The organism is Microbacterium sp. LWH13-1.2 (assembly GCF_038397735.1).
Taxonomy (GTDB): domain Bacteria; phylum Actinomycetota; class Actinomycetes; order Actinomycetales; family Microbacteriaceae; genus Microbacterium.
Window position 1 is genome coordinate 545,421 of sequence record NZ_CP151635.1, and the last position, 19,977, is coordinate 565,397.

The following is a 19,977-nucleotide window of genomic DNA, read 5'->3' on the forward strand; positions in this document are numbered from 1 at the left end:
CTAGAGAAATGTCGATCTACCTCAACAAGGACTCCAAGGTCATCGTCCAGGGCATCACCGGCGGCGAGGGCACCAAGCACACGGCACTCATGCTGAAGGCCGGCACCCAGGTCGTCGGTGGCGTGAACGCCCGCAAGGCCGGCACCACGGTCTCGCACACCGACAAGGACGGCAACGCCGTCGAGCTCCCCGTCTTCGCCTCCGTCGCCGAGGCCATGAAGGAGACCGGCGCAGACGTGTCGATCGCCTTCGTGCCGGGTGCGTTCACGAAGGACGCGATGATCGAGGCCATCGACGCCGAGATCCCGCTTCTCGTCGTCATCACCGAGGGCGTGCCCGTCGGCGACTCGGCCGAGGCATGGGCCTACGCGCAGAGCAAGGGCAACACGACCCGCATCATCGGACCGAACTGCCCCGGCATCATCACCCCCGGTGAGGCGCTCGTCGGCATCACCCCGGCGAACATCACCGGCAAGGGCCCGATCGGCCTCGTGTCGAAGTCGGGCACCCTGACGTACCAGATGATGTTCGAGCTGCGCGACCTGGGCTTCTCGACCGCCATCGGCATCGGCGGCGACCCCGTCATCGGCACGACGCACATCGACGCGCTCGCCGCATTCGAGGCCGACCCCGAGACCAAGGCGATCGTGATGATCGGTGAGATCGGTGGCGACGCCGAAGAGCGCGCGGCCGACTACATCAAGGCACATGTCACCAAGCCGGTCGTCGGCTACGTCGCGGGCTTCACGGCCCCCGAGGGCAAGACCATGGGTCACGCCGGTGCGATCGTCTCCGGCTCCGCCGGTACCGCTCAGGCGAAGAAGGAGGCCCTCGAGGCCGCCGGTGTCAAGGTCGGCAAGACGCCGTCCGAGACCGCCGCTCTGATGCGTGAGATCGTCGAGTCGCTCTAAGCGCTATAATCGAGGAGAAGGCCCTGGACTCCACTCCGGGGCCTTCTTCTATGCCCGGAAGGGGTCTCTGCCGAGCCGCTCCCAGATCGCCGCGACGTGCCGTGAGTCGGTTCCGCAGCATCCTCCGATGACCCGCACCGACGGCATCCGCTCGAGGAGCGCGGTCACGCGCTCGGCCAGTTCGACGGGGTCGCCATCATCGAGTGTCTCGGACTCGTCTAGCTCTGCGTGCGAGAGGCGGGACGCATTGGGACGGATGCCGATGACGCGCCGAGCCGTATGGGCATCCAGAGCCCGGTCGAAGTGGTCGGGGTGCGCGCAGTTGAGGAAGAAACCGTCCGGGGCCCCGGCCGTATCGACCTCGGCGACCGTCGCGGCGAGCGTACGACCCGATGCGAGCAGCCCGTCGGTCTCGACGGTGAACGAGATCTCGACGTCCACGCCGGCCGCACGCGCCGCGCGGACGACGCCACGCGCCTCGGCAGCATCGGTGAGCGTGTAGGCCGCGATCACATCCACGCCTGCGTCGGCGAGAGCGCGGACCTGGTCACGGTGATAGCGATAGGCGTCGTCGGGTCCGGTGATCGGGTCCCACGCTCCCGAACGGTAGCCGTCGCCCCGAGGGCCGAGCATCCCCACGATCCTCACTGCAGTCAGACCGGATTCCGCGGCGATCTGCTGCAGCAGCCTCACCGCATCGATGTTGACCCGGCGCAGCGCGTCGATATCGTAGCCGAGCCGAGCACCCCAGTCGGCGCTCGCTCGCCACGTGGGCGTCTCGAGGCGAAGCGCGGCGTGATGCGCCCGGGCGATCTCGACGTAGCCGAGGTAGTACTCTCTCAGCGTTCGGCGGCCATCGTCATCATCGAGCAGCACGAAAGCGGCGAAGTCGGGAAGATCGATGCCGTGGTGGAAGATCAGATCGGTCTCCAGGCCGCCGTCTGTGACGTGCCGGACAGGAGCGGTGGGTGCGGACATCGGTGCCTGCTCTCCTCGGGTGCTTCCGGTCTAGCACTGCGCGACGGGCGACGCCACGGGTTCCGCACACGACAGAGGGGCGGATGCGATTCGCATCCGCCCCTCCGATGTCCACTCGTCGCTCAGGCGACGCCGAACAGTGCTTCGATCGGCCCGCGGGCGAAGAAGATCACGAAGCCGACGGCAACGATCCACAGCAGCGGGCTGATCTTGCGAGCCTTGCCGGAGAGCGCCTGGATGAGCACCCAGCTGACGAAGCCGGCGCCGATTCCGTTGGCGATCGAGTAGGTCAGCGGCATCACGGTCACGGTCAGGAACACGGGCAGCAGTACATCGAACTCGGTGAGGTCGATGTACTTGATCTGCGCCATCATCATCGCGCCGACGATCACGAGCGCGGCGGCCGCGATCTCAGTCGGGACGATTGACGTGAGTGGCGTGAGGAACATCGCGAGCAGGAACATGCCACCCGTGATCAGGTTGGCGAAACCGGTGCGTGCACCCTCTCCGATACCCGCTCCGGACTCGATGAACACGGTGCTCGACGACGACGAGGTGCCACCACCGACGATCGCGCCGACACCTTCGACGACCAGTGCGGACTTGATGCGCGGGAAGTCGCCGTTCTCGTTCGCAAGATCGGCTTCCTTGGCAAGGCCGGTCATCGTGCCCATGGCGTCGAAGAAGTTCGAGAAGACGAGGGTGAAGACGATCATCACGATCGCGACGAGGCTGACCTTGCTGAAGTCGAAGCTGAAGTCGACCGCGCCGACCAGGCTCAGGTCGGGCAGGCCGAACGGCGAGCCGGTGAGCGTGGGGACCGTCAGCCCCCAGCCTCCGGCGTTTCCGTCTGCTGCGGCCCCGAGGTGCCAGATCGCCTCGACGATCACCGCGAGCACCGTGCCCGAGACGAGGCCGATGAGCAGCCCGCCCTTGACCTTGCGGGCGACCAGGATGCCGGTGACGATGAGCGTGACGATGAACAGCACGGTCGGCACGGTCGCGACGGATCCGCCGACCCCGAGGCCCACGGGCGGGGACGCGCTGCCGGTGGCGGTGACGAAGCCCGAGTTGACGAAGCCGATGAAGGCGATGAACAGGCCGATTCCGACCGTGATCGCGATCTTCAGCTGGAACGGCACGGCGTCGAAGATCATCTTCCGAAGGCCCGTGGCTGCGAGGAGCACGATCACGAGACCGTTGATCATGACGAGCGCCATGGCCTCGGGCCAGGTGACCTGGCCGACGACCGAGAACGCGACGAAGGCGTTGATGCCGAGGCCGGCTGCGAAGCCGAAGGGCAGGCGGGTGATGAGACCGAACAGGATCGTCATCACGCCGGCGGTCAGCGCGGTCGCGGCGCCGACGGCGCTGAAGTCGAGGGTGTCGCCTGCGACATCGGCCGAGCCGGACAGGATGATCGGGTTGAGGATCACGATGTAGGCCATCGTGACGAAGGTCACCAGACCCCCTCGGATCTCGGTGCCGATCGTGGATCCGCGCTTGCTGATCTCGAAGAAGCGGTCCAGGGCGTTCGTGGGTTCGGCCGTGGAGCGGGTGGGGGACGGGGCAGTTGTCATCGGGAAACCTCCGCAGGCGACGATATCGTGTCGCGCGAGTCGCGCGCGCCCCCAGGCGACGACAGGGTTCTCGTCGTAGTCTCGATTCGATATGCAACGCCTCCTCGTCGCGCTCCTCGCCGCCTTCGATGCCGCCATCGCTGCGGCGGTCGGTCTCGTGGTCCTGCTGGCGCCGCTCACGCTCCTGTGGACGCTCGCGTTCGGCGTGAGCGCCGACTGGGGTGCCCTCTGGCCCCTCACGGGCACGCTCTGGCAGTTCGGACACGGAGTGCCTCTGAACGTCGATGTCGCGACCGACGTCCTGCGCGCGACGGGCATCGCTCCGGAGGCCGCGACGTTCACCCTCTCGGTGACGCCCCTCGCATTCCTGCTCTTCACGCTGTTGTTCGCGGCTCGGTCCGGCGCGCGTGCGGCGCGCGCCGGAGCGTGGCTGCTCGGTGCGCTCTCGGGGGTTCTGGCGTACGGGGTGGTGGCGACCGCCGTCGCTTTCACCTCGAACCTCTCGGCTGCCCAGACCGACGTCGCGCCGGCGATCCTGCTGCCGACCGCCGTCTACCTCGTAGGCGCCGTCAGTGGGGCTGTGCGCATCGCGTGGGAGGACGGCGACGGCGGGCTGCTCGACCGGGTGCACGATGTCGTCGACTCGTGGGGCGACTGGGGGCCCGTGCCGAGTTCCGCTGTCCGTGGCGCGGCGTTCGCCGTCGTCGGTGTGACCGCGGTCGCCGCCCTCGCAGTCGCTGTCATGACGCTGACTCGCGGGGGAGAGGTGGTCGCGCTGTTCCAGGCCGCTCGCGTCGATACCCTCGGCGCGGCGGTCATCACGCTCGGGCACCTCGCGTACCTCCCCACGATGATCGTCTGGGCGGCGTCGTGGCTCGCGGGTCCGGGCTTCGCCGTGGGCGTGGGAACCGCTGTCTCTCCGGCCGGGACCGAGCTCGGGGTCGTGCCAGGCATCCCCGTGCTGGGACTGCTGCCCGAGAGCACCTCGATGTGGATGCTGATCGTGATCCTCCTCCCGATCGGCGCCGGAGCCTTCGCCGGATGGGCCGTGCGGTCCCGCCTCGTGTGGGAGGGCACCCCTCTCGGCGCCGGACCACGGGCGGCGATCGCCGGCGGCATCGGGGTGCTGACGGCTGTGGTCGCCGCGCTGGCGGCCCTGCTGGCGGGCGGATCGATGGGGCCGGGGCGGCTCGCCGAAGCGGGACCCGCCGTACTGCCGTTCGCTCTCGCACTGGGCGGTGAGGTGCTGCTCGGTGCAGCGATCCTGTTGCTCTCACCGCGACACCGCGACGAGCTCGCCGAAGAGCGCACCGATCGATGGGTCGCCGAGATGACCGCATCCGACCTCTCCTTCGACGACTCGACGGAGCGTGTGCCCGCCGCGACGACGTGGCCCGGGGCGCCCTCCGCATTCGACACCGCACCGCTCGGCGACGACGGCGGCTTCCGGCTGCCGAAGCGCGACCCCGACGATCCGCTGCGCTGACACACGGGTCGGGGCGTCGCCTGGGCCCCGGTAGACTGGGCGCGTGCTCACGGTCGCCGTTCTCATCTCGGGCACCGGCTCGAACCTTCGCGCCCTCCTCGAGGCCGCTCGTCACCCCGATTTTCCTGCGCGGGTGGTGGTCGTCGGTGCCGATCGCGAAGCCGACGGACTGGCTCACGCCGAGGAGTTCGGCATCCCGAGCTTCACGGTGCCGTGGCATGAGCACGAGTCGCGCGACGCGTGGGGTGAAGAACTCGGACGTCAGCTCGCCGTCTGGAACGCTGACCTCGTGGTGCTCAGCGGCCTGATGCGGCTGCTGCCGGCATCGCTGGTCGCGAGCCTCGCGCCGCGCCTGATCAACACGCATCCCGCGTACCTGCCGGAGTTCCCCGGCGCTCACGGCGTGCGGGACGCGCTCGCCGCAGGCGTCTCCGAGACGGGCGCGAGCGTGATCGTCGTCGACGACGGCGTCGACACCGGTCCGATCCTGGCGCAGGAGCGGGTGCCGGTGCTCGACGGCGACACCGAGCACACCCTGCACGAGCGCATCAAGCCCGTCGAACGCCGTCTGCTCATCGATGTGGTGCGCCGCATCGCGACCGGCGAGCTCTCGCTGTCCTCCGCAACCTGAACCGAACCACGCACGCCACCCTCGCACGAAGGAGCCCATCATGGCCGGCCCCCGCCACGACCACTCGCTGTACCGCGATCGCGACACCGTCCCGGTGCGCCGCGCACTCGTCTCGGTCAGCGACAAGACCGATCTGCTCGTGCTCGCCAAGTCCCTGTCGGAGGCCGGCGTGCAGATCGTTTCGACCGGTTCGACCGCGTCGACCATCCGCGAGGCCGGGTTCGAGGTCACCGACGTCGCCGCCGTCACCGGCGTCGCCGAGATGCTCGACGGCCGGGTGAAGACGCTGCACCCGAAGATCCACGGCGGTCTGCTCGCCGACTTGCGTCTCGAGGACCACGAGCGCCAGCTCGCCGACCTCGACATCGCTCCGTTCGAGCTCGTCGTCGTGAACCTCTACCCCTTCGTCGAGACGGTCGCCTCGGGTGCCGAGGGCGACGACGTCGTCGAGCAGATCGACATCGGCGGGCCCGCCATGGTGCGCGCTGCGGCCAAGAACCACGCGAACGTCGCGATCGTCGTGTCGCCGCAGTCGTACGGCGGCATCATCAGCGCCATCGAGAACGGCGGCACCACGCTGACGCAGCGCCGCGAGCTCGCAGCGCGCGCGTTCGCGCACACGGCCGCGTACGACACGGCGGTGGCATCCTGGTTCGCGGAGGGCACGCTCGGTGAGGGGGAGGACCTGCCCACCCACCTGACGATCCAGGCCGAGCTTCTCAACACGCTGCGCTACGGCGAGAACTCGCACCAGCGCGGCGCGATCTACACGCGCGTCGGCGGTCACGGCATCGCCCAGGCCACGCAGCTCCAGGGCAAGGAGATGTCGTACAACAACTACGTCGATGCGGATGCCGCGCTGCGCGCCGCCTACGACATGGTCAAGCCCGCCGTCGCGATCATCAAGCACGCGAACCCCTGCGGCATCGCGACCACCGCGCCCAACGCCCTCGACCCGATCGCGAGCGCGCACATCCGCGCCCACGAGTGCGACCCGGTGTCGGCGTATGGCGGAGTCATCGCCGCGAACGGCACCGTGACGCTCAAGATGGCCGAGAACCTGAAGGACATCTTCACCGAGGTGATCGTCGCGCCGTCGTTCGAGCCGGCAGCCCTCGAGGTCTTCAAGGCGAAGAAGAACCTGCGTCTGCTGCAGCTGCCCGAGGACTGGCAGCAGGAGCGCATGGACGTTCGCCTGGTCTCCGGCGGCCTCCTGCTGCAGGATGCCGACCGGTTCCCCGACGACATCGTCTCGGTCGCGAAGAACTGGGAGCTCGTCTCGGGTGAGCGCCCGAGCGACGAGGAGATGGAGAACCTGATCTTCGCGTGGAAGGCGTGCCGCGCTGTGAAGTCGAACGCGATCGTCCTCGCGAAGGACAACGCCACGGTGGGCGTCGGCATGGGCCAGGTCAATCGCGTCGACTCGTGCCGCCTCGCGGTCGAGCGTGCAGGCGACCGGGCCGCAGGCTCCGTCGCAGCATCCGATGCGTTCTTCCCGTTCGCCGACGGCGCCCAGGTGCTGATCGATGCGGGCGTCACGGCCATCGTGCAGCCCGGCGGATCGGTGCGCGATGAAGAGGTCGTGGACGCTGCGCGCAAGGCCGGCGTCACGATGTTCTTCACGGGAGAGCGTCACTTCTTCCACTGAGTCGCGCTCCGTCGCGAGCCCTTCATCGACGAGACCCTCTCCTGCCGGCTCAGCGGGAGGGGGTCTCGTCGTTCGGTATCCGGTCCCCTCCGAGAGCGGGGAGCGAGTGCTCCGCTGCGATGTCCGATTTCCGCCAGTCGAGGTCGGAGGCGCATGACAGAGTGGAGGCATGAGCTTCCCCGTGACCGACTTCGATGAGCGGTATCGTGCCATCAGCGCGCGCGACACCCGCTTCGACGGCCAGTTCGTGACGGCCGTCAGCTCCACCGGCATCTACTGCCGTCCGAGCTGCCCCGCGCGCACACCCAAGCCGCAGAACGTCACGTTCTATCCGACCAGTGCCGCGGCCCACGAAGCCGGATTCCGCGCCTGCAAGCGCTGCCTCCCCGAGGCGGCTCCCGGCTCGCCGGCCTGGGATCTGCGCGGCGACGTCGCCGCCCGCGCGATGCGCCTGATCGCCTCTGGCGTGGTCGAGCGCGAGGGGGTGTCGGGTCTCGCGCAGCGCCTCGGATACTCCACGCGCCACCTCACCCGGCTGCTGTCCACCGAGCTGGGAGCGGGCCCGCTCGCCCTCGCCCGCGCACACCGTGCTCACACAGCGCGGATGCTGCTCGTCGGCACCGAGATGCCCGTCTCCGACGTCGCCTTCTCGGCCGGATTCGCGAGCATCCGGCAGTGCAACGACACGATCCGTGAGGTCTTCGGGCTGACGCCGGGTGAGCTCAGGGCTCGGCGGCGGATGCCGGCATCCGTCGCTCCGGGGTCGATCGACCTCGTCCTGCCGTACCGGGGGCCACTCGATGCATCCGGGATCTTCCAGTGGATGGCCGCGCGAGCGGTGTCGGGCGTCGAAGAGGCGACGGCGACGTCGTTCTCGCGGCACCTGCGGATGGCCGGTGGCCCCGCCTGGTTCGAGGTGCGGCAGGAGCCCTCAACGCGCCTGCATCTGCGCGCACGGGTGACCCAGCTCGGCGACCTCGCGCCGCTCGTCTCCACCGCGCGACGCATCTTCGATCTCGATGCCGACCCCCTCGCAGTCGACGAGGCGCTGAGTGCGCACCCCGAGCTCGCTCCTCTCGTCGCCCGCACGCCAGGCATCCGCGTGCCCGGGGCCGCGAATCCGCACGAGATGCTGATCCGCGCGATGATCGGCCAGCAGATCACTGTCGTCGCCGCACGGACGGCACTCACGGCTCTCGCCGACGCATTGGGGGAGCGGACCGAGCACGGTCTGCTGTTCCCCACGATGTCGGCGATCGCCGAACACGGCGACGAGGTTCTCCGCGGCCCGGGAGCGCGCATCCGCGCCATCGTAGGCGCCGCGTCCGCCCTCGCCGACGGAACCCTGAAGCTCACGGTCGGAGACGACGGGGTCGAGCAGCGTGCGGCCCTGCTCGCGATGCCGGGCATCGGCCCGTGGACGGCCGATTACGTGCGGATGCGCGTGCTCGGAGACCCCGACATCCTGCTCCCCGGCGACGTCGCACTGCGTGCGGGGGCTGCCGCCTCCGGACTGCCCGGCGATCCGCTGCCGCTCGTCGCGTGGGCGGAGCGCGCAGCTCCATGGCGCAGCTATCTCAGTGCACACCTCTGGCGCGCGGCGCCGGCACGGCCCTCGCGACGCACGCGCGCGTCCCAGACCACCATCCTTGCGAAGGAGACCTCATGAACGCCATCATCCAGACCATCGATACTCCCGACGGCCCCTTCACGATCCTCGCCGATAGCCGGCAGCGCGTGCTCTCCTCCGGGTGGACCAGCGACCAGGAAGCGATCGTCGGGCGTCTCTCGGCCGCCGCGCGCCCGACGGAGGTCAGCGAGGGCGAGACTGATGCGGCAGCCGCAGTGCGCGCCTTCTACGAGGGAGACCTGTCGGCGATCGACGCGGTCGCGGTCACGCAGACGGGCACGCCTCTGCAGCTCGCCGGATGGTCGGCGCTGCGTGCGATCGAGCCGGGGGAGCCGTTGACCTACACCTCGTTCGCAGCGCGCCTCGGCAACCCCCGTGCGGTGCGGGCGGCTGCCTCGATCTGCGCCCGCAACGCGCCCGCGCTGTTCGTGCCGTGCCACCGGGTGCTGCGATCCGACGGAACTCTCGGCGGCTTCGCCTGGGGCCTCGAGGTCAAGGCGAGTCTGCTGGCGCGAGAAGCAGGAGTTCGCTGAATCGGGAATCTCTCTTGCGGTCAGCTGGTTCACAGGAATAGGCTGGTGGGCTGTCGCACCGACCGGACGACATAGCCGAGCCCCTGAGGAGGACACCATGACATCGATCGCCGCTGTGCAGATCGCCGCTCTCGGCTCGACCCCGGTGCGCCCGCTCCGCTAGAGCCTTTCCGATACGCACGACCTCACCGGATGCCGGACTCCGAGAGTCCGTTCGCGCGTCCGTCCCCTTCAGCAACCGCTTCCCGATACGAAACTCGTCTGAGAGACATGTCTTCCTCGCCTTCATCGCAGAACGCCTCACCGTCCTCCACGCTCTCCACACCCGCGGCACTCTGGCGCCTGAAGCCCTTCGTTAAGCCGGTCATCTGGCGGCTCGCCGGTGGCGCCGCGAGCGCTCTCGTCGCCGCGATCATCGCCCTGATGATCCCGATCGTGCTCGAGCAGATCATCCGGGGCCCCGTGCAGACCGGCTCGATCAGCGCCATCGCCTGGGGCGCCCTCGCCGTCTTCGGCCTCGCCCTCGGTGAAGCCCTGATGGTGTGGCTGCGTCGTCAGTTCGTGCTCAACCCTGCGACGCAGGTCGAGTACAAGATGCGCACCGAGCTGTACTCGCGCCTGCAGACCCTCCCGGTCTCGTTCCACGACCGCTGGCAGTCGGGTCAGCTGCTGAGCCGCATGATGCAGGACATCGGCCTCATCCGCCGGTGGCTGGCGTTCGGGCTCGTGCTGCTGGTCGTCAACATCCTCACGATCGTGATCGGCTCGGTGCTGCTGTTCCGCTGGCACTGGCTGCTGGGTGTCATCTTCATCGTGACCGCGATCCCGCTGTGGATCCGCGGATACCTGTTCGAGAAGCGCTACGGCGCGCTCACCCGTCGCAGCCAGGACCAGGCCGGCGACCTCGCGACCAGCGTCGAGGAGAGCGTTCACGGCATCCGCGTGCTCAAGGCGTTCGGTCGCGGCAAGCACGCGCTCAGTCGCTTCAGCCGCCAGGCCGAGACGCTGCGAGAGACCGAGATGAGCAAGGCCGGCGCGATCGCGTCGATCTGGTTCTGGCTCGACCTCATGCCGCAGATCGCCTTCGGCCTCAGCCTGATGTCGGGCATCTGGCTGATCTCGCAGGGCGAGATCGATCAGGCGCAGCTGTTCGCGTTCTTCGCGATGGCGGTCGTGCTGCGGTGGCCGATCGAGTCGATCGGATTCCTCTTCTCGTTCATGCTCGACGCGCGCACGGCGACCGACCGCGTGTTCGACATCTACTCGGAGACGAACTCGATCACCGACCCCGAGAACCCCGTGCACATCGCGGAGCCCCGTGGCGAGCTCGCGTTCGAGGGAGCGCACTTCCGCTACCAGGATGCGGGAGCGCACGAACGCGACCTGCTCGACGGCATCGACCTGGTGCTGCGCCCCGGCGAGACCATGGCGCTCGTCGGCCTCACCGGCAGCGGCAAGACCACGCTGACCACTCTGCCCACGCGTCTGTACGACGTCACCGGCGGCGGCGTCACGCTCGACGGCGTCGACGTGCGCGACCTGCCGCTCGCCGAGCTGCGTCAGCACATCGCCATGGCCTTCGAGGACGCGACGCTGTTCTCGGCGACCGTGCGCGAGAACGTGCTGCTCGGACGGGCCGACCTCGACGTGCACAGCGACGAGGCCGAGCGCGTGCTCCGCGAAGCCCTCGACGTCGCCCAGGCGGCGTTCGTGGACTCGCTCCCCGACGGCGTCGAGACGATCATCGGTGAAGAAGGACTCAGCCTCTCCGGCGGTCAGCGTCAGCGTCTGGCGCTCGCGCGCGCCGTCGCGGCGAACCCCAAGGTGCTCGTTCTCGACGACCCGCTGTCGGCGCTCGACGTCGACACCGAGGCGCTCGTCGAAGAGGCGCTGCGTCACGTCCTGGCCGACACCACGGCCATGATCGTGGCACACCGCCCGTCGACCGTGGCTCTCGCCGACCGCGTAGCGCTGCTCGAAGCGGGCCGCGTCACCGCAGTCGGCACCCATACCGAGCTGCTCAAGACGAGCCGCCACTACCGGCACGTCATCTCGAGCCTCGAGGCCGAGGAGGCCGCACGTACCGGCGCGATCCCGATCATCCGCGAGGAGGACGACGAGATCGACGAGGTCGAGGCCGTAGTGCGACAGGGGATCCGCGAGGAATCCGCCGACGAAGACATCATCACCGAGAAGGAGGTGCAGCGATGAGCTCCGCCATCACCGGAACGCAGGACGAAGACCGCTCCCGCTACACCAAGGAGGAGAGCAGGGCGATCCGTCGCCGGTCGCTGCACCTTCTGGGCTCGCTCGTCCAGCCGCTGAAGCCGAGGATCGCACTCGCCGCGGTCGTGCTGGTGATCTCGACCGCCCTGCAGGTGGCGGGGCCCATCCTGATCAGCATCGGCCTCGACCGTGCGCTGCCCGCCGTGCTCGAGCGCGCCGACTGGATGCCGACCTTCATGATCGGCGGCGTCTACCTGCTCGCGGGTGCCGTCGCCGCGGCGATGATCGCCTGGTACGTGATCATCGCGGCCAAGCTCACACAGGCCGTGCTGCTGGACCTGCGCAAGAGGATCTTCCTGCACACCCAGCGCCTGAGCCTGGAGTTCCACGAGTCGTACACCTCAGGGCGCATCATCTCGCGTCAGACGAGCGACCTCGACTCGATCAAGGAGCTCCTCGACGGCGGCCTCAATGAGCTCGTATCGGGCGTTCTCTTCGGACTCTTCACCTTCATCGCCCTGTGTGTGTGGGACTGGCAGTCCGGGCTCATCCTGGCGATCGGCGGCGTGCCGCTGTTCTTCCTGATGCGCTGGTTCTACTCGCGCTCGCAGCTCGTCTACCGCGAGTCCCGCGTGATCAGCGCCAAGGTGATCGTCCAGTTCGTCGAGACCATGACGGGTATCCGCGCGGTGAAGGCGTTCCGCAAGGAGCCTCGTAACGACGCGGCCTTCGAGAAGATCGCCGGGGAGTACCGCGACGTCAACCGACGCTCGATGCTGCTGTTCGGCACGTTCGAGCCCGGGCTGATGGGTGTCGCAGCCCTCGTCCTCGGCATCGTGGTGATGTGGGGAGGCATCCGTGTCTCCGAAGGTGCTCTCACGGTCGGTGTGCTGCTGTCGGCGGTGCTGTACGTGCGCAACTTCTTCGCGCCGATGCAGGAGATCGCGATGTTCCTGAACTCCTACCAGTCGGCCACCGCGGCGCTCGAGAAGGTGTCGGGCGTGCTCGAGGAGGTGCCCACGGTTCCGGACCCCGAGAAGCCGGTGGATCTCTGGGAGTCTCGCGGGCACATCGAGTTCGACGAGGTGACGTTCGGGTACAACGGCGAGAAGACGATCCTGCCGAACTTCTCGCTCGACATCCCCGCGGGGCAGACGATCGCCCTCGTCGGCACGACCGGCGCGGGCAAGTCGACACTGGCGAAGCTCATCTCGCGGTTCTACGACCCCTCGATCGGAAAGGTGACGCTCGACGGCGTCGACCTGCGCAACCTGCATCCGAAGGATCTTCGCCGCGCCATCGTGATGGTGACGCAGGAGGCCTACCTGTTCAGCGGCACGGTCGCCGACAACATCGCCCTCGGAAAGCCCGACGCCTCGCTCGACGAGATCAGGGCGGCGGCGCGCGCGGTGGGCGCCGACGAGTTCATCTCGTCGCTGCCCGACGGCTACGGCACCGACGTGAACAAGCGCGGCGGTCGCGTCTCGGCGGGTCAGCGTCAGCTGATCTCGTTCGCCCGCGCCTTCCTCGCCGATCCGGCGGTGCTGATCCTCGACGAGGCCACGGCGTCGCTCGACATCCCGTCGGAGCGCCTGATCCAGGACGCTCTGCAGACGCTGCTGAAGGACCGCACGGCTATCATCATCGCGCACCGCCTGTCGACGGTCGCGATCGCCGATCGGGTGCTGGTGATGGAGCACGGCAAGATCATCGAGGACGACACACCCGAGGCGCTGATCAGCGGCACGGGCAAGTTCGCCCAGCTGCACGCCGCCTGGCAGCAGACCCTGGTCTGAACGGACCACGTCCCGAGCCTGGCGCGTGACACCGAGGCCGCGACCGATCATCGGTCGCGGCCTCGGACTTTCCCGGTGGGCGTTCTGTCGGGCCGCCGGAGCAGAGGCGCGTCAGCCTGGGTAGCATCGGAGTATGGACCCGCTGCTGCTCGCCGTCGAGTTGTGGTGGATCGCGCCCGTCGCCGCGGGTGGCGCGGTCGCCGGAGCGGTCGGACTCCGTCGCCGCAGCACGAAGAGCGGCCGCAGGCTCGAGTACGACGCGGCTCGGCATGATCTCAAGGCTGCCCAGCAGACGGCAGTCGAACGACGGATGGCGGTCAAGCTCGCCCGGGCCGACGTCGCTCGCATCTCGGCCGAGCGCAGTGCGCGCCGCGCGACACCTGAACAGGTCGCCGGCGCCAAGCGGATGCTGCGCGCCAAGGAGAACGACGCCAAGGCGGCCGCTGCAGACGTGCGTGCCAAGCAGGTTCGTCTCAGCGCCGCCCGTGCGGCGATCCCTGCGGCATCCGCACCGCGTCCGCTCGAACGACTGCAGGCGCAGCATGACGCGATCGTCGTGCGCTGGATGCAGTACGAGACCGACGCCGGGCTCCAGATCGCCTACCCGGCTATGACCGACGTCAAGCAGCCGGCCACGGCTGAGTACCTTCGCGCTGCGGGGCACGCGGTCGAGGCCCGCAGGACGGCCACCGGGCGCGTCAGCGCCGAGGACTACGCCGCGTATCGAGACGCGGTCGCCGATCTCGAGCGCGCCTTCGAAGCCGCAGAGCACTCGGCGCGGGTCCAGGCGGGCGAAGCGCCGCAGCCGGCATCGGCCTGGCAGGATGCCGCTCAGGACATGATCAGCCGCTCTGCCGACGCCATCGATCGTGCAGCGGGCGCTGCAGCATCCGCGCTCGCCGCCTGGAATGCACGCAAGCGCCCCGACAAGCACTGACCGCCGTCTCGGAAGAGACGACGGTCAGTCCTGCTCGTGACCGGGCGTCAGGCGCCGATCGTGCGTGAGGCGATGAGCTCGCGGTACCAGCGGCCCGAGTCCTTCACGGTGCGCTCGAGCGTGTCGAAGTCGACGCGCACGATGCCGAACCGCTTGGCGTACCCGTATCCCCATTCGAAGTTGTCGAGCAGCGACCACACGAAGTAGCCCCGCAGGTCGACGCCGCGTTCGAGTGCTCGGTGCGCCGCGGTGAAGTGCCGCCGCAGATAGTCGGTGCGCTCGGGATCGCGGACGGAGCCGTCTTCGGCGACCGCGTCATCGAACGCGGCGCCGTTCTCGGTGACCATCAGCGGCTGCCCGGGGAACTGCTCGGACAGCGAGACGAGAAGCTCCTCGAGGCCCTCGGGCGCGATGTTCCAGCCCATCGCGGTGTACGGACCCGGCTGCTCGACGAATTCCACGAGCCGATCGCTTCCCGGCCACGCGGTTCCGCCTGCCGCGCCCTTGTGGCCGTCGTTCTGCTGCTTCTCCGATACCCCATCCCACAACCGCACCGTGGCGGTGGAGTAGTAGTTCACCCCCAGCACGTCGATCGGCTGATTGATCGCGGCGAGGTCTCCGTCCTGCACGAACGACCAGTCGGTGACGGATGCTGTGTCGTCGAGAAGATCCGTCGGGTACTCGCCGCGGAGCATCGGGTGCGTGAAGGCGCGATTCGCCAGAGCATCGATCCGGCGCGTGGCTTCGTCTGCGCCGTCCCCGACACCGCGCAGTACATGGAAGTTCAGCGTCACCGAGTAGTCGGGGTCGCCGGTCGACGTGGCGCGCAGCGCCTGCAGCGCGCGCCCGTGAGCGAGGTTGAGATGATGGACCGCAGCGAGAGCGGATGCCGGTTCGTGGCGCCCCGGCGCATGGCCCCCCTGACCGTAACCCAGGTAGGCCGAGCACCACGGCTCGTTGAGCGTCGTCCAGGTCTGCACGCGATCGCCGAGCGCCGCGCCCATGATCGAGGCGTACTGCTCGAAGGCGTCGGTCGTCGCTCGCGAGGTCCACCCGCCTGCATCCTCCAGATACTGCGGCAGATCCCAGTGATACAGGGTCGCCACCGGCTTGATGCCGCGCTCGAGCAGACCGTCGACGAGCCGCGAGTAGAAGTCGATCCCGGCCTGGTTGACCGCCCCGCCGGACGCCGGAACGATCCGCGGCCAGGCGATGGAGAAGCGGTAGGCCTCGAGCCCCAGGTCCGCCATCAGGTCGAGATCCTCGTCGACGCGGTGGTAGTGGTCGCAGGCCACGTCGCCGGTGTCGCCGTTCCACACCTTCCCCGGTGTCTTGCTGAACGTGTCCCAGATCGACGGCGTGCGCCCGTCTTCGTCGGCCGCCCCCTCGATCTGGTACGAGGCGGTAGCCGATCCGAACGTGAACCCCTCGGGCAGCACGAGTCCGGATCCGCGGTAGTCATCGGCAGGAGAGAGAGTCACCGGGTCACCTCGGTCAGGTCGGTTTCGTAGATCTTCTCACGGCCGTCCGGGCTCGTCACGGTCACGGACGCCGAGCCCGATCCGCCAGGGAACACCCGGAGCTTCAGGCCGTCGTGATAGTCATAGTCGGGTCTGTCGGTGCGGGCACCCCAGGGGAGTGCCGTGCCTGGTCGCACGTACAGCGGGAGCGAGTCGAACGAGTGGGTCTCTCGGCGCCAGCCCCCGCCCGAGACGGTCTCGCCGCTCAGCAGCGACGTCCATTCGCCCTCAGGCAGATAGAACTCGACACTCCCGTCTTCCGAGAACACCGGTGCGACGAGCAGACTCGACCCGAGCATGTACTGCCGATCGAGGTAGCCGACCGCCGGGTCGCCGGGGAACTCCAGTTGCATCGGTCGCATCAAGGGAATGCCTGAGCGTGAGGCGTCGATGCCCTGCTGATAGAGGTACGGCATCAACTGCATCTTGAGGTGTGTGAATCGACGCGTCACGTCGACGGCCTCCTCATCGAAGGCCCACGGAACCCGATACGAGCTCGATCCGTGGAACCGCGAGTGCGAGCCGAGCAGGCCGAAGGCCGTCCAGCGCTTGAACACACCGGCATCCGGCGTCCCCTCGAATCCGCCGATGTCGTGACTCCAGAACGCGAAGCCGCTCAGGGCGAGCGAGAGTCCGCCGCGCAGCGTCTCCGCCATCGAGGTGTACGTCGAGGTCGAGTCGCCGCCCCAGTGCACCGGCATGCTCTGTCCGCCGGCCGTCGCCGAACGGGCGAAGAGCACCGCATCCTCCGCCCCGCGTGCATCGGTCAGCACGTCGTGCACCGCCCGGTTGTACAGGTCGGTGTACAGATTGTGCATCCGCACGGGGTCCGAGCCGTCCGCCCAGACGACCTCTGTGGGGATGCGCTCGCCGAAGTCGGTCTTGAAGCAGTCGACGCCCTGGTCGAGCAGCCGACGAAGGTGCCCCTGGTACCAGGCCGTCGCAGCCGGGTTCGTGAAGTCGACGAGTCCCATCCCCGCCTGCCAGAGATCCCACTGCCAGACGGTGCCATCGGGCCGCGTGACCAGGAATCCCTGATCGGCGGCCTCGCGGAACAGGGGCGAGCGCTGCGCGATATACGGGTTGATCCACACGCAGACCCGCAGATCCTTCTCGTGCAGCCGCGAGAGCATGCCCTCGGGGTCGGGGAACACCCGCGGGTCCCATTCGAAGTCGCACCATTGGAACTCGCGCATCCAGAAGCAGTCGAAGTGGAACACCGACACCGGCAGCTCACGCGCCGCCATCTCGTCGATGAACGAGTTCACGGTCTGCTCGTCGTAGTCGGTCGTGAAGCTCGTCGATAGCCACAGGCCGTACGACCAGGCGGGCACCACCGGCGGTCGTCCTGTGAGGGCCGTATAGCGCCCGAGCACCTCTTTGGGGGTGGGGCCCGCGATCACGAAGTACTCGAGCACTTCGCCCGACACCGAGAACTGCACCCGCTCGACCGATTCCGAGCCGATCTCGTATGAGACGTGACCGGGGTCGTTCACCAGAACGCCGTAGCCGCGACTCGACAGATGGAACGGGATGCTCTTGTATGCCTGCTCGCTGGATGTCCCGCCGTCGGCGTTCCAGATGTCGACAGACTGGCCGTTCTTCACCAGCGGGCCGAAGCGCTCGCCGAGGCCGTAGATCAGCTCGCCGACCCCGAGGTCCAGCTGCTCGTGCAGGAAAGTCGATCCGCCCGGCGCACTTCCGCCCTCTCGCGCGTTGTCGACGATCCCCGCGTCCACCTGTGCGCCGGACGCCAGACGCACGTAGCCCTGCGCCTTGTGGCCGCTTCCGGTGACGCGTCGCCCGTCGACCTCGAAGGCGAGATCCCAGGGTGCCCCGGGGATGATCCGTGCGACGAGAGATCCGGCGTCGAGGACGCCGCCGGATTCCGCGGTCGACACGGTCGGTTCACCAGAACCAGAACCGGGAAGGTCGAAGCCTCCGTGCCAGCGGCCGCCCTCATGATGGGCGACCCGCACGCGGATGACGCCTTCGGCGGGGGAGGAGAGCGTCGTCGTCAGCACCGCGCGGTTCAGCGTGTCACCGCGTTTCGCGATGACCATGGTGGGTGCCGTGATGACGATGCCGGGTCCGTCGGGGGTGTCGCTGGTCTCGGCGATGTCGTAGGCCTCCTGCGCGTAGAGCGCGGTGACGCCTGGACGCAGTTGCCAGAACCCGTCGGTGAACTTCATTACTTGACTGCTCCTGCCGTGATGCCGCGTGTGAGGGTGCGCTGGAAGATGAGGAAGAAGATGAGCGTGGGGATGATGCCGAGGAGCGCCGAGGCGCTCGTCGTCGTGACGTCCATCAGTCGGTCGCCCTGCAGCACGCTGATCGCGACCGGGACGGTCTGGTTCGCGTTCGAGGCGAGGAACGTCAGCGGGATCAGGAACTCGTTCCACGTCCAGATGAAGAAGAAGATGAGCAGCACCGACAGGGTCGGGCGGCTGATGGGGAAGACGACGCGCCAGAGGATCTGCCAGCGGCTCGCCCCATCGAGCGAGGCGGCCTCGAGGATCTCCTTCGGGAAGGTGCCGTAGACCGACGACAGCAGGTAGGTGCCGAATGCCGCCTGGATGACGGTGAAGACGATGATGACCGACCACACGTTGTCGTACAGACCGACGGATTTGAACATGTAGTACAGCGGGTAGAGCAGCGCCTCCTGAGGGAGCAGGTTCGCGAGAAGGAACAGCAGCACGATCCAGCTGCGTCCGCGCACACGGCCGATGCCGATCGCGAACGCGTTCAGCATCGAGATCACCACGGCGAGCACCGAGACGATGCCGGCGATGAAGATCGAGTTCCACACCTTCTCGGGGAAGTTCACGCGCTCCCAGAACTTGATGATCCCGCCGAAGTCGAGAGTCTCGGGCAAGGCGAGGGGGCCAGACGTCGCGTAGTCGACGGGCGACTTGAACGAGTTGACGAGCACGAGGTAGAAGGGCGCGATGACCAGGAGGGCGCCGATCACGACGAGGGCGAGCATCAGCCAGTCGATCGGACGCTTCTTGGTCATGCCGCCGCGGGGACGGGTCTTGGACGGCTTTCCGGTGACGATGGCGGTGGTGGCGTGCATCACAGACCTGCCCTTTCCTTGCGCTCGAGGGAGTTCTGGACGCGGATGAAGATGATCGACACGATCACCACGACGATGGTCAGCACCGTCGCGATCGTCGCGCCGTAGCCCACGTTCCGCTTGGTGAAGAACTCCTGGTACGCGTAATAGGCAGGGACGAGCGTCGCGCCGGCCGGGCCGCCGCGCGTGATGATGTACACGGGGCCGAAGACCTTCAGTGCGGCGATCGTGCAGGTCAGCGTCACGACGAAGATCTCGGGGCGGATGATGCTCATCGTTATCGAAGAGAACCGCTGGAACCAATTCGCGCCGTCGAGCTCGGCCGCCTCGTAGAGTTCGGGGTCCACCCGCTGCAGCGCCGCCATGAAGACGACGACGGGGTAGCCGAGCTGCACCCACACCATGACGACCATCAGCACGATGAGGGCTGAGGGCATCTGGCCGAGCCAATCGTAGGCGGGGATGCCGAACCACGCGAGGATCTGGTTGAGCGCGCCGTCGCCGCCGGGACGGACGATCCAGCCGATCACGATACCGGCGACCGCGATGGGGAGGATCTGCGGGAGGTAGTACGTGGCACGCAGGAAGCTGCCGACCTTGCCGCCGAACTTGCGTCCGACCACGTCGAAGAGCAGAGCGGCGACGATCAGGCCCACGATGGTCGGAACGACGACCATCGCGATGATCATCCACACCGAGTTCGTGAACGACGTCCAGAAGTCGCTGTCGGTGAGGATCTTCTGCCAGTTCTCGAGACCGATGAACTCCGGTGCGCGCACGCCCTTCCACTTGGTGAAGGTCAGGTACACGTTCCAGATCAGCGGGACGATGACGACGACGAGCAGCAGCACGAAGCCGGGCAGCAGATACATCCAGTAGGCCCCGGTCCCGCCGCTGCGCTGCGGGATGGACGGCTCTTCGGGCGGCAGCTTCGCGCGGCCCTCGCGGCGTGTGACGAGTGACATTGTTCACCTCCAGGAGGATGCGGGGGCGGAGCCGTGCGGCCGCCGCCCCCGCGAGTG

General features: G+C 68.1%; 15 protein-coding genes. 9 read left to right on the forward strand and 6 right to left on the reverse strand.

The window, feature by feature from the left end:
• Positions 1-8: 8 nt before the first annotated feature.
• Complete coding sequence (gene sucD / locus MRBLWH13_RS02465) at positions 9-911, forward strand: succinate--CoA ligase subunit alpha (RefSeq protein WP_056309120.1); 903 nt, start codon at positions 9-11, stop codon at positions 909-911.
• Between the two features lie 48 nt (positions 912-959).
• Here sucD and MRBLWH13_RS02470 read toward each other — a convergent pair whose 3' ends face one another.
• Complete coding sequence (locus tag MRBLWH13_RS02470) at positions 960-1,889, reverse strand: homocysteine S-methyltransferase family protein (RefSeq protein ID WP_341956741.1); 930 nt, start codon at positions 1,887-1,889, stop codon at positions 960-962.
• Between the two features lie 122 nt (positions 1,890-2,011).
• Positions 2,012-3,469, reverse strand: a complete 1,458-nt coding sequence (locus MRBLWH13_RS02475; protein ID WP_341956742.1) for an NCS2 family permease — start codon at positions 3,467-3,469, stop codon at positions 2,012-2,014.
• Positions 3,470-3,560: 91 nt separating this feature from the next.
• Between MRBLWH13_RS02475 and MRBLWH13_RS02480 the strand changes: the two genes are divergently transcribed.
• From MRBLWH13_RS02480 to MRBLWH13_RS02515, 8 genes are all read left to right on the forward strand, one after another.
• Positions 3,561-4,955, forward strand: a complete 1,395-nt coding sequence (locus MRBLWH13_RS02480; RefSeq protein ID WP_341956743.1) for a DUF6350 family protein — start codon at positions 3,561-3,563, stop codon at positions 4,953-4,955.
• Positions 4,956-4,998: 43 nt separating this feature from the next.
• A complete protein-coding gene (gene purN, locus MRBLWH13_RS02485; protein ID WP_056309102.1) occupies positions 4,999-5,586 on the forward strand; it encodes a phosphoribosylglycinamide formyltransferase in 588 nt (195 codons plus the stop codon).
• 40 nt (positions 5,587-5,626) lie between these two features.
• Entirely contained in the window at positions 5,627-7,234 is a 1,608-nt protein-coding gene (gene purH / locus MRBLWH13_RS02490) for a bifunctional phosphoribosylaminoimidazolecarboxamide formyltransferase/IMP cyclohydrolase (RefSeq protein WP_056508444.1), read from the forward strand.
• A gap of 169 nt (positions 7,235-7,403) precedes the next feature.
• Positions 7,404-8,903 carry an AlkA N-terminal domain-containing protein gene (locus MRBLWH13_RS02495; RefSeq protein WP_341956744.1) on the forward strand — a complete coding sequence of 500 codons (1,500 nt, stop codon included), beginning with the start codon at positions 7,404-7,406 and terminating at the stop codon, positions 8,901-8,903.
• Positions 8,900-9,397: a methylated-DNA--[protein]-cysteine S-methyltransferase gene (locus tag MRBLWH13_RS02500; protein ID WP_341956745.1), complete on the forward strand. Its 498-nt coding sequence runs from the start codon at positions 8,900-8,902 to the stop codon at positions 9,395-9,397. Before MRBLWH13_RS02495 ends, MRBLWH13_RS02500 begins: the two co-directional genes overlap by 4 nt.
• Before the next feature lie 270 nt (positions 9,398-9,667).
• The gene (locus tag MRBLWH13_RS02505) at positions 9,668-11,608 is read left to right on the forward strand and encodes an ABC transporter ATP-binding protein (protein WP_341956746.1); all 1,941 of its coding nucleotides are present in this window, start codon (positions 9,668-9,670) and stop codon (positions 11,606-11,608) included.
• Positions 11,605-13,419 carry an ABC transporter ATP-binding protein gene (locus tag MRBLWH13_RS02510; RefSeq protein ID WP_341956747.1) on the forward strand — a complete coding sequence of 605 codons (1,815 nt, stop codon included), beginning with the start codon at positions 11,605-11,607 and terminating at the stop codon, positions 13,417-13,419. Before MRBLWH13_RS02505 ends, MRBLWH13_RS02510 begins: the two co-directional genes overlap by 4 nt.
• A 133-nt stretch (positions 13,420-13,552) precedes the next feature.
• The gene (locus MRBLWH13_RS02515) at positions 13,553-14,356 is read left to right on the forward strand and encodes a hypothetical protein (protein WP_341956748.1); all 804 of its coding nucleotides are present in this window, start codon (positions 13,553-13,555) and stop codon (positions 14,354-14,356) included.
• A 47-nt stretch (positions 14,357-14,403) separates the two neighbouring features.
• On the opposite strand, the gene MRBLWH13_RS02520 is transcribed toward MRBLWH13_RS02515, so the two are convergent.
• Genes MRBLWH13_RS02520 through MRBLWH13_RS02535 form a run of 4 tightly spaced genes read right to left on the reverse strand, consistent with a single transcriptional unit; the run spans position 14,404 to position 19,920 of the window.
• Entirely contained in the window at positions 14,404-15,837 is a 1,434-nt protein-coding gene (locus tag MRBLWH13_RS02520; protein WP_341956749.1) for a GH1 family beta-glucosidase, read from the reverse strand.
• Positions 15,834-18,068 (reverse strand): alpha-xylosidase, encoded by a 2,235-nt coding sequence (gene yicI / locus MRBLWH13_RS02525; protein WP_341956750.1) that lies wholly within the window; start codon positions 18,066-18,068, stop codon positions 15,834-15,836. Before yicI ends, MRBLWH13_RS02520 begins: the two co-directional genes overlap by 4 nt.
• On the reverse strand, positions 18,068-18,955 hold the full coding sequence (locus tag MRBLWH13_RS02530) for a carbohydrate ABC transporter permease (RefSeq protein WP_341956751.1): 888 nt from the start codon (positions 18,953-18,955) through the stop codon (positions 18,068-18,070). Before MRBLWH13_RS02530 ends, yicI begins: the two co-directional genes overlap by 1 nt.
• Positions 18,955-19,920, reverse strand: a complete 966-nt coding sequence (locus MRBLWH13_RS02535) for a sugar ABC transporter permease (protein WP_341956752.1) — start codon at positions 19,918-19,920, stop codon at positions 18,955-18,957. Before MRBLWH13_RS02535 ends, MRBLWH13_RS02530 begins: the two co-directional genes overlap by 1 nt.
• Positions 19,921-19,977 lie beyond the last annotated feature (57 nt).

Coding starts and splice junctions, on each gene's coding strand:
- sucD (WP_056309120.1), top strand. CDS start 9: ATGTCGATCTACCTCAACAAGGACTCCAAGGTCATCGTCCAGGGCATC.
- MRBLWH13_RS02470 (WP_341956741.1), bottom strand. CDS start 1,889: ATGTCCGCACCCACCGCTCCTGTCCGGCACGTCACAGACGGCGGCCTG.
- MRBLWH13_RS02475 (WP_341956742.1), bottom strand. CDS start 3,469: ATGACAACTGCCCCGTCCCCCACCCGCTCCACGGCCGAACCCACGAAC.
- MRBLWH13_RS02480 (WP_341956743.1), top strand. CDS start 3,561: ATGCAACGCCTCCTCGTCGCGCTCCTCGCCGCCTTCGATGCCGCCATC.
- purH (WP_056508444.1), top strand. CDS start 5,627: ATGGCCGGCCCCCGCCACGACCACTCGCTGTACCGCGATCGCGACACC.
- MRBLWH13_RS02495 (WP_341956744.1), top strand. CDS start 7,404: ATGAGCTTCCCCGTGACCGACTTCGATGAGCGGTATCGTGCCATCAGC.
- MRBLWH13_RS02500 (WP_341956745.1), top strand. CDS start 8,900: ATGAACGCCATCATCCAGACCATCGATACTCCCGACGGCCCCTTCACG.
- MRBLWH13_RS02505 (WP_341956746.1), top strand. CDS start 9,668: ATGTCTTCCTCGCCTTCATCGCAGAACGCCTCACCGTCCTCCACGCTC.
- MRBLWH13_RS02510 (WP_341956747.1), top strand. CDS start 11,605: ATGAGCTCCGCCATCACCGGAACGCAGGACGAAGACCGCTCCCGCTAC.
- MRBLWH13_RS02515 (WP_341956748.1), top strand. CDS start 13,553: ATGGACCCGCTGCTGCTCGCCGTCGAGTTGTGGTGGATCGCGCCCGTC.
- yicI (WP_341956750.1), bottom strand. CDS start 18,068: ATGAAGTTCACCGACGGGTTCTGGCAACTGCGTCCAGGCGTCACCGCG.
- MRBLWH13_RS02530 (WP_341956751.1), bottom strand. CDS start 18,955: ATGCACGCCACCACCGCCATCGTCACCGGAAAGCCGTCCAAGACCCGT.
- MRBLWH13_RS02535 (WP_341956752.1), bottom strand. CDS start 19,920: ATGTCACTCGTCACACGCCGCGAGGGCCGCGCGAAGCTGCCGCCCGAA.